This is a genomic window from Streptomyces sp. 2A115 (assembly GCF_052245575.1).
Taxonomy (GTDB): domain Bacteria; phylum Actinomycetota; class Actinomycetes; order Streptomycetales; family Streptomycetaceae; genus Streptomyces.
In genome coordinates this window covers 1-12495 of sequence record NZ_JBQQCG010000066.1, presented here as the reverse complement: position 1 = coordinate 12495, position 12495 = coordinate 1, and the positions used below count along the sequence as shown (strand labels likewise).

General features: G+C 69.1%; 11 protein-coding genes and 1 riboswitch. Of the genes, 6 read left to right on the top strand and 5 right to left on the bottom strand.

What is annotated here, in order from left to right:
- Positions 1-246 precede the first annotated feature (246 nt).
- The 3 genes from ACTWQR_RS39840 to ACTWQR_RS39830 form a co-directional block, all read right to left on the bottom strand.
- Positions 247-1035: a M23 family metallopeptidase gene (locus ACTWQR_RS39840; RefSeq protein WP_443232143.1), complete on the bottom strand. Its 789-nt coding sequence runs from the start codon at positions 1033-1035 to the stop codon at positions 247-249.
- Between the two features lie 13 nt (positions 1036-1048).
- Positions 1049-1214: riboswitch (cyclic di-AMP (ydaO/yuaA leader) on the bottom strand.
- A gap of 239 nt (positions 1215-1453) precedes the next feature.
- Positions 1454-2857, bottom strand: coding sequence for a M16 family metallopeptidase (locus tag ACTWQR_RS39835; protein ID WP_443232142.1), 1404 nt, complete (start codon positions 2855-2857; stop codon positions 1454-1456).
- Positions 2854-4224, bottom strand: a complete 1371-nt coding sequence (locus ACTWQR_RS39830; RefSeq protein WP_443232141.1) for a M16 family metallopeptidase — start codon at positions 4222-4224, stop codon at positions 2854-2856. Before ACTWQR_RS39830 ends, ACTWQR_RS39835 begins: the two co-directional genes overlap by 4 nt.
- Before the next feature lie 236 nt (positions 4225-4460).
- Between ACTWQR_RS39830 and ACTWQR_RS39825 the strand changes: the two genes are divergently transcribed.
- Positions 4461-6911: a DNA gyrase/topoisomerase IV subunit A gene (locus ACTWQR_RS39825; protein WP_443232140.1), complete on the top strand. Its 2451-nt coding sequence runs from the start codon at positions 4461-4463 to the stop codon at positions 6909-6911.
- Between the two features lie 20 nt (positions 6912-6931).
- Here the strand turns inward: ACTWQR_RS39825 and ACTWQR_RS39820 are convergent, their stop codons facing one another.
- Entirely contained in the window at positions 6932-8008 is a 1077-nt protein-coding gene (locus ACTWQR_RS39820) for a CobW family GTP-binding protein (RefSeq protein WP_443232139.1), read from the bottom strand.
- Positions 8009-8360: 352 nt separating this feature from the next.
- On the opposite strand from ACTWQR_RS39820, the gene ACTWQR_RS39815 reads away from it, so the two are divergent.
- The 4 genes from ACTWQR_RS39815 (at position 8361) to ACTWQR_RS39800 (ending at position 10376) form a co-directional block, all read left to right on the top strand.
- Positions 8361-8894: a DUF6082 family protein gene (locus ACTWQR_RS39815; protein ID WP_443232138.1), complete on the top strand. Its 534-nt coding sequence runs from the start codon at positions 8361-8363 to the stop codon at positions 8892-8894.
- An 80-nt stretch (positions 8895-8974) separates the two neighbouring features.
- Complete coding sequence (locus ACTWQR_RS39810) at positions 8975-9211, top strand: hypothetical protein (protein ID WP_443232137.1); 237 nt, start codon at positions 8975-8977, stop codon at positions 9209-9211.
- An 84-nt stretch (positions 9212-9295) separates the two neighbouring features.
- A complete protein-coding gene (locus tag ACTWQR_RS39805) occupies positions 9296-9568 on the top strand; it encodes a hypothetical protein (RefSeq protein WP_443232136.1) in 273 nt (90 codons plus the stop codon).
- Between the two features lie 100 nt (positions 9569-9668).
- Complete coding sequence (locus tag ACTWQR_RS39800; protein WP_443232135.1) at positions 9669-10376, top strand: DUF6082 family protein; 708 nt, start codon at positions 9669-9671, stop codon at positions 10374-10376.
- Positions 10377-10408: 32 nt separating this feature from the next.
- On the opposite strand, the gene ACTWQR_RS39795 is transcribed toward ACTWQR_RS39800, so the two are convergent.
- Entirely contained in the window at positions 10409-11560 is a 1152-nt protein-coding gene (locus ACTWQR_RS39795; RefSeq protein ID WP_443232134.1) for a citrate synthase/methylcitrate synthase, read from the bottom strand.
- A gap of 98 nt (positions 11561-11658) precedes the next feature.
- Here ACTWQR_RS39795 and ACTWQR_RS39790 point away from each other — a divergent pair.
- Positions 11659-12495, top strand: an 837-nt coding sequence (locus ACTWQR_RS39790; protein WP_443232133.1) for a citrate/2-methylcitrate synthase, incomplete at its 3' end; no start/stop codon positions are given.

Below are 12495 nucleotides of genomic sequence, written 5' to 3'. Positions count from 1 at the left end.
TCCGCCTTAACCCCCGCGAAACGCGGTCGATTGACGCTTGTTCAGTGACTCTATTGCAGAGAGCCGGAAATTCCGATGTCAGGCCGGAATCCATGGCTATTTTTTGGACACACCGCGCCACTGAACAGGTAGTCGTCCGGTCAGGAAGCAGTCACGAAGAGGGCAGCAAGCGTCAGGACGCACGAAAGCCCCGGCTCGGTGAGCCAGGGCCTTCGGGAGAGATGCCGCGAGCCGGACGTCAGGTCTTCAGACGTTCACGCCGTGCGAGCGGAGGTAGGCGGTGGGGTCGATGTCCGAGCCGTACTCCGCGGATGTGCGCGCCTCGAAGTGGAGGTGCGCCCCGGTGACGTTGCCGGTCGCCCCGGAGAGGCCTATCCGCTGCCCCGGGGTGACCGTCTGGCCGACGGAGACGCCGATGGACGACAGGTGGCCGTACTGGGTGTACGTGCCGTCGTTCATCTTGATGACGACCTCGTTGCCGTACGCGCCACCCCAGCCTGCCTCGACGACGGTTCCGGAGCCCACGGCGCGCACGGCGGTGCCGCTTCCGGCGTGGAAGTCGATGCCGGTGTGGCTGCCGGAGGACCAGACGGCGCCGCCGGTCTTGTAGCCGGTGGAGACGTACGAGTCGGCGACGGGGGCGACGTACGTGCCGAGGAGGCGTTTGCGCTCGGCCTCGCGGGCGGCACGGGCCTCGGCCTCGCGCTCCTTCTTGGCCCTCTCCTCGGCCTTCTTCTCGGCCTCCTCGGCGCGCTTCTTCGCCTCCGCCTCGGCCTTCTCGCGGGCGGCGGCCACGTCGGCGGCGTGCTGCTGGGCGGCGGCCTGGGCGTCGATCTGGTCGGCGACCGTGTCACCGATGGTGACGGCCTGGGTGAGGCCCGTCTGCTCGACCGACCTCTCGGCCGCGAGCGCCGGGGCGGCCAGTGTGCCGACGACTCCGGTGGTGGCGAGTGCGGCGACGCCCACGGTCCTGCGGGTCGTGCGCTTCATGCGGCTGGGACGACGGTGCTTCCCGGTGGCGCGGGTGAACGCCATGAAGTGGCTGGTCCTTTCCTTCCTTCTCGCCTACCGGGTTAGCTGACGGGTTCGGAGTTAGGAAGGTCTCCTACGGGCTCACTCCACTGCGTGGAGGTCGCCCGATTCACCCCAGGGACTTGGTGTGGGTCCCCGGCTCCCCTGGCTCGCGCCGTACGGGGACTCGGCGATGACTGTCCGGTGCCGCGGGTGCGGCGCACTGCCTGACGAACAGCCGGACCGACGCTAAGCGCGGGAACTTTCAATCAACAAACGGATCAAGGCTTTTGTAGCGCATGCCACAGGGCAGACAGGCAACCTCCCTATCAATACGGACAACCCACGAACCAGGGATGAAGTCCGGGCAAAAGAAGGCCCGGACGACTCTTCAGTCGCCCGGGCCCCAGGAGTTGCCTGTGTCCACTCCCCTACTGCGCCTCTACTCCGCCGGTACGACGCTCACTTCACCGATTCCGAGGGCCCTGACCGGCTCCTCGATCTGCGCGGCGTCGCCGACGAGGACGGTCACCAGACGGTCCACCGGGAAGGCGCTCACGGCGGCCGCCGTGGCCTCCACGGTGCCGGTGGCGGCGAGTTGCTGGTACAGCGTCGCCTGGTAGTCGTCCGGCAGGTACTGCTCGACCTGGTCGGCGAGCGTGCTCGCCACCGCGGCCGCGGTCTCGAACTTGAGGGGTGCGACGCCCACCAGGTTCTGCACGGCGATGTCGCGCTCGGAGTCCGTCAGCCCCTCGGCCGCGAGGGTGCGCAGCACCTTCCACAGGTCGTCGAGCGCCGGGCCGGTGTTCGGGGTGTCCACGGAGCCGCTGATGGCGAGCATCGCGGCGCCCGTAGCCCCGCCGGAGGGAGACGGGGGCGCGGAGCGCAGCACCTGGCCGAACGCCCGCACACCGTAGGTGTAACCCTTTTCCTCGCGCAGGACGCGGTCCAGGCGGGAGGTGAGGGTGCCGCCGAGGCAGTACGTGCCGAGCACCTGGGCGGGCCACACGCGGTCGTGGCGGTCGGCGCCGACGCGGCCGATGAGCAGCTGCGTCTGGACGGCTCCGGGGCGGTCGACGATGACCACGCGTCCGGTGTCGTCGGCGGTCACCGGCGGCACGGGGCGGGCCTGTGCCTGCGAGCCGGTCCAGGAGCCGAGCGTGTCACCGAACAGCCCGTCGAGGTCGACGTCGGTGAGGTCACCGACGACGACCGCGGTGGCCGTGGCGGGGCGTACGTGCCTCTCGTAGAAGGCGCGTACGGCTGCCGAGTCGATCGCGGCGACCGTCTCCTCGGTGCCCTGGCGCGGGCGCGACATGCGCGAAGTGGCCGGGAAGAGCTCCTTGGAGAGCTCCTTGGCGGCGCGTCGGGACGGGTTGGCGGTCTCGTGCGGGATCTCGTCGAGCCGGTTGCGCACCAGCCGCTCGACCTCGCTGTCCTCGAAGGCGGGGGCCCTGAGGGCGTCGGCGAGCAGACCGAGCGCCTTGGGGAGCCGGGAGACGGGCACCTCGAGGCTGAGCCGTACGCCGGGATGGTCGGCGTGGGCGTCGAGGGTGGCGCCGCAGCGCTCCAGCTCGGCGGCGAACTCCTCGGCGGAGTGCTTGTCGGTGCCTTCGGAGAAGGCACGCGCCATGATCGTGGCGATGCCGTCCAGGCCCTGCGGTTCGGCCTCCAACGGGGCGGCCAGGAGGATTTCGACGGCGACGACCTGCTGGCCGGGCCGGTGGCAGCGCAGCACCGTCAGGCCGTTGTCGAGCGTGCCGCGCTCGGGTGCCGGGAAGGCCCAGGGCCTGGCCTCGCCGGCCTGCGGCTGGGGGTGGAAGTCCATCGTGGCGAGCTCGGTCACTTGGCCGCCTCCTCGTCGGTGTCTTCAGCGGCGTCGGTGTCTTCGGCAGCGTCGGCGTTTTCCGCGGCGACCGGCTCGTAGACCAGCACCGCGCGGTTGTCGGGGCGCAGGCGGGCCTTCGCGACCTCCTGCACCTCCTCGGCCGTGACGTCGAGCACGCGCTGGACGGCGCTCAGGGCGAGCTGCGGGTCGCCGAACAGCACGGCGTACCGGCACAGTTCGTCGGCGCGGCCCGCGACCGTGCTGAGCCGGTCCAGCCACTCACGCTCCAACTGGGCCTGGGCCCGCTCCATTTCCTCGGCCGTGGGGCCCTCCTCGGCGAACCGGGCGAGCTCCTCGTCGACGGCGGCCTCGATGACCGGCACCTTGACGTCGCCGGACGTCTTCACGTCGAGCCACCCCAGGGAGGGCGCTCCGGCGAGGCGCAGCAGGCCGAACCCGGCGGCCACCGCGGTGCGGTCACGGCGTACGAGCCGGTTGTAGAGGCGGGACGACTCGCCGCCGCCGAGGACGGTCAGGGCCAGGTCGGCCGCGTCGCACGCGCGCGTGCCGTCCTCCGGCAGCCGGTAGGCGGCCATCAGCGCGCGGGCCGGGACCTCCTCCTCGACGACCTCGCGCAGCTGCTCGCCGATGATCTCCGGCAGCGCGCCGTCACGCGGGGCGGGCTTGCCGTCGTGGCCCTGAATCGAGCCGAAGTACTTCTCGACCCAGGCGAGCGTCTGCTCCGGGTCGATGTCTCCGACGATCGACAGAACGGCGTTGTTGGGCGCGTAGTAGGTGCGGAAAAAGGCGCGCGCGTCTTCAAGAGTGGCCGCGTCCAGGTCCGCCATCGACCCGATCGGGGTGTGGTGGTAAGGATGGCCCTCCGGGTAGGCGAGCCCGGTCAGCTTCTCGAAAGCGGTGCCATAGGGAACGTTGTCGTACCGCTGCCGGCGCTCGTTCTTGACGACGTCCCGCTGGTTCTCCATCGACTCGTCGTCGAGCGCGGCGAGCAGCGAGCCCATGCGATCGGCTTCCAGCCAGAGGGCGAGCTCCAGCTGGTGCGTGGGCATGGTCTCGAAGTAGTTGGTCCGCTCGAAACTGGTCGTGCCGTTGAGCGAACCGCCCGCGCCCTGCACCAGTTCGAAGTGACCGTTGCCCTTCACCTGGCCCGAGCCCTGGAACATCAGGTGCTCGAAGAGGTGGGCAAGGCCGGTGCGGCCCTTGACCTCGTGCCGCGAGCCGACGTCGTACCAGAGGCACACCGCCGCGACCGGGGTCAGGTGGTCCTCGGAGAGCACCACGCGCAGGCCGTTCGCCAGGCGGTGCTCGGTCGCTGTCAGGCCGCCGGAGCCGGCCTCAGCTGTGGCCGTGTGACCCATGGGCATGTACGTCCCTTCGATCGCGGAAAACTGCTGAATTCCTGCTAGTCATGCCACTGTATGCAAGCGCGCCGACAGCTGGCGAAGTTCCCGCGTCGCGTACGCCGAGAGCGAGCACGCGGGCACCCTCGGGAGCCCGTACGGATGGGCCGTGGTCCACGTTGTCAGTGGGCCGGTCCACAATGGAGCCCGTCAGAACCCGTTCATGCCCCGGCAGAGACTGTGAAGGAGCCGCAGCAGCGATGGCCCGCCGCAGCACGAAGACCCCGCCGCCCGACGACTTTGAGGAGCGAATCCTCGACATCGACGTCGTCGACGAGATGCAGGGCTCCTTCCTCGAGTACGCGTACTCGGTCATCTACTCCCGAGCCCTGCCGGACGCCCGCGACGGCCTCAAGCCCGTGCACCGCCGCATCGTCTACCAGATGAACGAGATGGGCCTGCGCCCCGACCGCGGCTATGTGAAGTGCGCCCGCGTCGTCGGCGAGGTCATGGGTAAGCTCCACCCGCACGGCGACGCGTCGATCTACGACGCCCTGGTGCGCCTTGCCCAGCCCTTCTCCATGCGCCTGCCGCTGGTCGACGGCCACGGCAACTTCGGCTCGCTCGGCAACGACGACCCGCCGGCCGCCATGCGGTACACCGAGGCCCGGATGGCCGACGCGACCTCCCTGATGACGGAGTCGATCGACGAGAACACGGTCGACTTCACGCCGAACTACGACGGCCAGGAGCAGGAGCCGTCGGTCCTCCCGGCCGCTTACCCGAACCTGCTGGTCAACGGCTCGTCGGGCATCGCGGTCGGTATGGCGACGAACATGGCGCCGCACAACCTCGGCGAGGTGATCGCCGCCGCCCGGCACCTGATCCGTTACCCGGGCGCCGATCTCGAGACGCTCATGAGGCACGTGCCGGGCCCCGACCTGCCCACGGGCGGTCGGATCGTCGGCCTCTCGGGGATCCGGGACGCGTACGAGACGGGCCGCGGTACCTTCAAGATCCGCGCGACGGTCTCGGTGGACAACGTGACGCCGCGCCGCAAGGGCATCATCGTCACCGAGCTGCCCTTCACCGTCGGCCCGGAGAAGGTGATCGCCAAGATCAAGGACCTGGTCGGCGCGAAGAAGCTGCAGGGCATCGCGGACGTCAAGGACCTCACCGACCGGGCGCACGGCCTGCGCCTGGTCATCGAGATCAAGAACGGTTTCGTGCCGGAGGCGGTCCTGGAGCAGCTCTACAAGCTGACGCCGATGGAGGAGTCCTTCGGCATCAACAATGTGGCGCTGGTGGACGGCCAGCCGCTCACGCTGGGCCTCAAGGAACTCCTGGAGGTGTACCTCGACCATCGCTTCGAGGTCGTGCGCCGCCGCAGCGAGTTCCGCCGCGGCAAGAAGCGCGACCGGCTGCACCTGGTCGAGGGCCTTCTGGTGGCCCTGATCGACATCGACGAGGTCATCCGCCTCATCCGCTCCAGTGACAACTCCGCGCAGGCCAAGGAGCGCCTGATCGAGCGCTTCTCGCTGAGCGAGGTCCAGACGCAGTACATCCTGGACACGCCGCTGCGCCGCCTCACCAGGTTCGACCGCATCGAGCTCGAGACGGAGCGCGACCGGCTCAACGGCGAGATCGACGAGCTGACCGGCATCCTGGAATCGGACGCCGAGCTGCGCAAGCTGGTGTCGGGCGAACTGGCCGCCGTGGCCAAGAAGTTCGGCACCGAGCGGCGCACGGTGCTGCTGGAGTCCGCCGGTTCCTCCGCCGCGGCCGTGCCGCTGCAGGTGGCCGACGACCCGTGCCGGGTGCTCCTGTCGTCGACGGGGCTGCTCGCGCGTACGGCCAACGGTGACCCCTTCGGGGAGGGCGACGGCAAGCGCGCCAAGCACGACCTGATCGTCTCCGCCGTCCCGGCGACGGCGCAGGGGGCGATCGGCGCGGTCACGTCCACCGGACGGCTGTTGCGGATCAACGTCATCGACCTCCCTCAGCTGCCCGAGACCGCCGCGGCGCCGAACCTCTCGGGGGGCGCGCCGATTTCGGAGTTCCTGACCCTGGAGGGCGACGAGGAGGTCGTCTGCCTGATGACGCTCGACGAGTCGTCGCCGGGTCTGGCCCTCGGCACAGAGCAGGGCGTCGTCAAGCGGGTGGTTCCCGACTATCCCTCGAACAAGGAGGAGTTGGAGGTCATCACGCTCAAGGACGGCGACCGGATCGTCGGCGCGGCCGAGCTGCGTACGGGCGAGGAGGACCTGGTCTTCATCACGGACGACGCCCAACTGCTGCGCTTCCAGGCCTCCCAGGTCCGCCCGCAGGGCCGGCCCGCGGGCGGCGTGGCGGGCGTCAAGCTCACGGACGGTGCCAAGGTGATCTCCTTCACGGCGGTCGATCCGGCGGTGGACGCGGTGGTCTTCACGGTGGCGGGTTCGCGCGGCACGCTCGACGACTCGGTCCAGACGACCGCGAAGCTGACCCCGTTCGACCAGTACCCGCGCAAGGGCCGTGCCACCGGTGGCGTGCGCTGCCAGCGGTTCCTGAAGGGCGAGGACTGCCTCAGCCTGGCGTGGGCCGGCCCCGCTCCGGCCCGGGCCGCGCAGAAGAACGGGACGCCGGCGGACCTACCGGAGATGGATCCGCGGCGGGACGGCTCGGGGGTCTCGCTGGCGAAGACGGTCTCGGTGGTGGCGGGCCCGGCCTGAGCCTCCCGGCCTGGCCAGGCCTAAGCCTCCGGGCCCTGGCCCTGCCCGTCAGGGTCCTGCTCCTGTACGTACCGGAGAACGCCCCACATGCTGTGCTCGTCGGCGTGTGGGGCGTTCTCTTTGCACGCTTCCAGTTCCTTGGCGAGGGCACGGGCGTCAATGCCGGAGCCGATGAGGACGAGCTGGGTGAGGCGTTCGCCCGGAGTCCAGGGCTCCGGGTAGAAGCGCAGGAACCGGCCCACGGCATGCACGGCGTACCGGTTGCGGGGGTCGGCGGCGCCGAAGTCGACGTACCCCTTGATGCGGTAGAGGCCCTCGGGCCTGCTGTCGAGGAAGTCCATCAACCGCCGAGGACTGAGGGGCACTTCGGACACGAAGTCGAGGGACTCGTAGGCGGAGTGCAGATGGCCGCGGTGGCCGTCATGGCCGTTGTCGCCGCCCTCCTCGTGGCGGTGGAGGTCGTCGAAGGAGAGCTGCCCGATGCGCTCCTCGTCCGGCCTGCGGTCGAAGAGGAACTCGGGGTCGATCCGCCCGTACGAGGCGGGCACGACGGCGGCACGGTCGGTGAGCGTCCGCACGAGGCGGAGTACACGCTCGGGGTCCGGCGCCCGGTCCGCCTTGTTGACGACCACGAGATCGGCGATGGCGAGGTGCCGGTCGATCTCGGGATGCTTCTCGCGGGTGGCGTCGAACTCGGCGGCGTCGACGACCTCCACGAGCCCGCCGTAGACGATGCGCGGGTTCTCGCCGGCGAGGAGCATCTTCACGAGCTCCTGCGGCTCGGCGAGGCCGCTCGCCTCGATGACGATCACGTCGATACCCGCGGCGGGCTGGGCGAGCCGGTCCAAGTAGACGTCGAGCTCGCTCGCGTCCACGGCACAGCACAGGCACCCGTTCCCGAGGGAGACGGTGGAGTCGCCGAGCGCGCCGGCGACCGCCATCGCGTCGATCTCGATCGCCCCGAAGTCGTTGACGACGGCCCCGATGCGGCTGCCTCCGCTGCGGTGCAGGAGGTGGTTGAGCAGGGTGGTCTTGCCTGATCCCAGGAAACCGGCGAGGACGAGGACCGGGATCTGCGGGGGGCTCGCCTGACTCAACGCGCGACCTCTCTCACACCAATGCGTACACCGGCTCACGGACCGGCTCTTGTTACGGGGAATGAATGCCGACCAAGGATACGAGCCGGTGGAAAGTCCGCGAAGTGAACGATTGTTAGCGGCGCTCGCGGGGCACACGTCTGGCATGGCGCCGAGTTGCGCGACCCGCGCTTCCCTCCGTGCGCCTCCTCTCCGCCTCCCCGCCGATCAGAGCCGCTCGGCACCCTGGGAGACGGCAAGCGCGCCGCCCACCGCTCGCCGGTCTGCTCCCTGTCGACCCGCACCGACGACCGGCGGACGGTCGCCTGATTCGGGGGTTGACATGGTCACACAGAAACATGGGATACGAGGGGTGGGATCCGCCGCAACGGCGGGGCTCGCGTTCGCAGCCGGGGTTCTGGTCGCCTTGGCCTCACAGCAACGACAGCACGAGGAGTTGCGGTTGCGAGTCACGCGGATGGAGCACGCCAACAGCAGGCAAGCCATGCTCGCGGAGCAACAGCGCTTGCAGTTCTACCTGTTGAGCAAGGCCATGGACGACCCGGATCTGGCCGCCGTGTTCAGTAGCGCAGACGCCGATTCACCCACTCAGCGGCGACAGTTCCTCTTCGCCAATGCCATGTACACCAACCATCTGCTCGCCTATCGCCTTGGCGTCGTCAACTGGGATGAGCTTCACGGCCACCTTCGCGTGATCTGCCGCAACCAGGTCTTCCGCGAGTACTGGGAGACAACTCGCCCCCACCGCGCAAGCCTGAATGACTCCTCGGTCGAAGCCCGGGTGGGTCGAATGACGGACTCCCTCATCCACGACTTGGAGGACGCCGACTCTGAAGAGTGGTGGGTGGTCGGTGAACCGCCCGACGATGAGGGCCAGTTGGGCTAAATCACGGCCTCATCAGTAACAGAAGGCGGCTAATCTTGCCCCGCCCTTATCGCCTACTGTTGCAAGGACCGGGATCCACTTTGAAGATCGTGCGCCGGCTTGGTGCGAGCCCCCGCGAACGTGGCAGCCTCAACGGGGACACCTGCCCTGACATCTTCGAACTCAGCGACGGAAACTTCGCTGTCATCGGGACAGACAGGACAGACGCGCTCGACGGCGAGCTCCCTACCGATGCTGCACGTGCCGACTACGAGCGCATCGTCGTCATCAGTCGCGAGACCCTCGTTCGAGCCAAGAGAGACATCCCGGACGTCTGAACCGGCCGCAACCCGGCCTTGATGCCTGGATCACATCTCGTCGCTCCGCCTCGCTCCACCCCTCACAGCACCAGGAGACACAATTTGACCGCACACATCGGGCGCCTGAACGCCCGCAAGCTGTCCATAGCCCACCGTGTGGGGCTGCCCCCGTGTAAGCGGGGCTGCCTTTCCGGGCAGACGTGTCCAGACATCTTCAAGCTCACCGACGGCGACTTCGCCGTCATCGGCAGGGACGAGACCGATCGCCTCGAATCCCTGCTTCCGCCGGGCCGCATCCGAGCCGCCGACGAACGCATCGTCGTTGTTGATCGCCACACCGTGATCTGCGCCAAGGACGACATCCCCGACGACTAGCCCAGGGGACAGACCACGCGGGCTCGGGCCCACAAGGCACCGGGCCCGTTTCGCCGTGGGGGACGAGGGAAGGATCCCGCGGACTCCAGGGGAGGGATCCATGGCGCGTGCTCGTACGTGGCGGTCAGCGATCTCCGTCTGTACGTGGCTGGCCGCAACGGTCGCTGGGATAGCCGCGGTTGGCGCGGCATCGGTCGCTCTCAGCGGCTGGCTGATACGAGGCGTCGAAGCGGCCAACGGCAATCGGCGGACGGCCGCGGAGCGCAGTGCCATTGGAGACTACTTCGGCGGCGTGAGCGCCGTCTTCTCCGGCCTGGCGCTGCTTCTGCTCATCGTCACCCTCCTCTTTCAGCAGCGAGAACTGCGGCTACAGCGACACGAGCTGTCTTTGCAACGCGACGAGCTGGCTTCCTCCCGCGCTGAGCTACGCCGGAGCGCGGAGGCAGACATGCGCAGCCTCCACATGCAGCTGACTCAGATGGCGATGGACGATCCGCTGCTCGCCGAGGTTTGGGGCGACTTCCCGGCGGAGCCGAACTCCGCGCTCCGCCAGAACCTCTTCGCCAACCTGACCTTCAACCACTACGTGCTCGCCTACACGTGGGGCAGCTACTCCGACGACGAGATACTCGTGCACGCGCGAAACCTGGTCCGGAGCCCGGCGTTCAACCGCTACTGGGCGGCGTCCCGCCCGACGAAGGCCGCCCTGCCGACGGACAGCGATGAGGGCCGGTTGTTCAAGATCTTCGAGCAGGCGATCGCTGAGGTGAACAGCCCTCGGACTCCTGCGCCGGGGTCCGGAACATAGAAGCCGGGGTCCGGAACATAGAAGGTGAGGCCTTACGCCACCTCCGGCACCGGCCCCACATACCGCGCCGCCGGCCGAATGATCTTCGGATCCTCCGCCTGTTCCAGGATGTTGGCGCTCCAGCCGACCACGCGGGCCGCCGCGAACGTCGGAGTGAACATCTCGCGCGGGAGGCCGCACAGCTCCATGACGACGCCCGCGTAGAACTCGACGTTCGTGTGCAGCTCACGGCCGGGTTTGAGCTCCGCGAGGATCGCCTCCACGTGGCGTTCGACCTCGACCGCGAAGTCGACCAGAGGGCCGCCGAACCGCTGGGCGATGCCCCGGAGCATGCGCGAGCGGGGATCCTCGGTGCGGTAGACGGGGTGGCCGAAGCCCATGATGCGGTCGCCCTCGAGGACCCGTTCGCGGATCCAGGAGTCGATGCGGTCCGGTGTTCCGATCGCGTCGAGGGTGTCCAGGGCCCGACTCGGGGCACCACCGTGGAGCGGGCCGGAAAGGGCTCCCACCGCGCCGACGAGGCAGGCCGCGACGTCCGCGCCGGTCGACGTGATCACCCGGGCGGTGAATGTTGACGCGTTGAATCCATGATCAATGGTTGCGATCAGGTATTGCTCGATCGCCCGTGCCCGCTCCGGATCCGGTTCCGAACCGGTCAGCATGTAGAGGTAGTTGGCGGCATAGGGCAGATCGTCACGCGGCTCGATCGGATCCAAACCCAGCCCAAGCCGGTGGAGCGCGGTCAACAGCGTCGGTACGGCCGCCGACGCAGCGAGCGTGTCCGCACGACGTTGATCGGCGTCAATGTCGTACACCGGCCGGAACCCCCGGGCCGCACCGAGCAGCGACAACGCGGTCCGCATCCCGGTGAGCGCCCCGGACCGCCCGCCGGCCGCGGCGATCGCGGGCAGCGCGGCCCGCACCTCCCCCGGCAGCCGCCGCAGGTCCGCAGTCCGCGCCATGAAGGCGGAACGCCGCCCCGCGTCCGGCAGTTCGCCGTGGACCAGCAGATGCCATACGTCCTCGAACCCGCGGGTCTGCGCGAGTTCGACGGCCGAGTACTGGCGATAGTGATAAAACCCCTCGAGCCCTCTGACATCACCGAGCACGGTGTCGGTGACGACGACGCCCGCGAGTCCTCGCGGCACATCTGCGGAGGCGATAGGGGCCTGGTTGATCGACATGCGTTCCTCCCTGTAATTGATTCGACTGTCCATGCTTGACTCAATCTCTGTCAATATTGATTGAATCAATATTCGGTCATACAGATATGGTGACGCTCATGAGGGATCAAGAACCGGCCTCCGCGCATGCAGGGCGGCGGATCAGCACCAAGGAGGCCGCGGAACTACTCGGCGTGAAGCCCGAAACGGTGTACGCGTACGTGAGCCGCGGCCAGCTCGGCAGCCGACGCAGTCCAGCCGGCCGGGGCAGCACGTTCGACGCCAAGGAGGTGGAGGCGCTCGCGCGGCGCAACAGGCGTGAGCCGGCCGAGAGTTCACCGGCCGCGGGCAAGCTCTCCGTCCGCACCCGGATCACCTTGATCGACAAGGATCGCTACTACTTCCGGGGCGTCGACGCGACCGAGCTGGCCGCGCGCCATTCCTACGAAGAGGTCGCCGAGTGGCTCTGGACGGGCGTTCTGCGCCCCGGCGTAATCTTCACCGCCCCGGACGCGTCCGTCGCCGTGGCCCGCCGCGCCGTCGACGCGCTGCCCGAGCACACGGGCCCCACTGACCGGCTCCGCGTGGCGGCCATCGCCGCGGCGACCGCGGACCCGCTGCGCTTCGACCTCTCCGAGGAAGCCGTGCTCGGCACGGCCCGCACCCTGATCCCCACGCTCGTCGCCGCCCTGCCGCCCAAGCGGCACGGCCACCGGGACGAGGGCCCGTTGGCGCACCGCCTGTGGGCCCGGCTCAGCGGCCGGGAGGCCGACGAGGCGTCCCTGCGCGCCCTGGACACGGCACTCGGGCTGCTCGTCGACCATGACCTGGCCGCCTCGACGCTCGCGGTCCGGGTCGCCGCCTCGGCCCACGCCCACGCGTACGCCGCCGTCTCAGCGGGCCTCGGCGTCCTTGAAGGCCCCCTGCACGGAGCGGCCAGCGGCCTCGCGCACAGG

Excerpts from the sequence above, each read along its gene's own strand:
- ACTWQR_RS39840 (WP_443232143.1), bottom strand. The coding sequence starts at position 1,035 with ATGGCGTTCACCCGCGCCACCGGGAAGCACCGTCGTCCCAGCCGCATG.
- ACTWQR_RS39830 (WP_443232141.1), bottom strand. The coding sequence starts at position 4,224 with ATGCCCATGGGTCACACGGCCACAGCTGAGGCCGGCTCCGGCGGCCTG.
- ACTWQR_RS39825 (WP_443232140.1), top strand. The coding sequence starts at position 4,461 with ATGGCCCGCCGCAGCACGAAGACCCCGCCGCCCGACGACTTTGAGGAG.
- ACTWQR_RS39800 (WP_443232135.1), top strand. The coding sequence starts at position 9,669 with ATGGCGCGTGCTCGTACGTGGCGGTCAGCGATCTCCGTCTGTACGTGG.
- ACTWQR_RS39795 (WP_443232134.1), bottom strand. The coding sequence starts at position 11,560 with ATGTCGATCAACCAGGCCCCTATCGCCTCCGCAGATGTGCCGCGAGGA.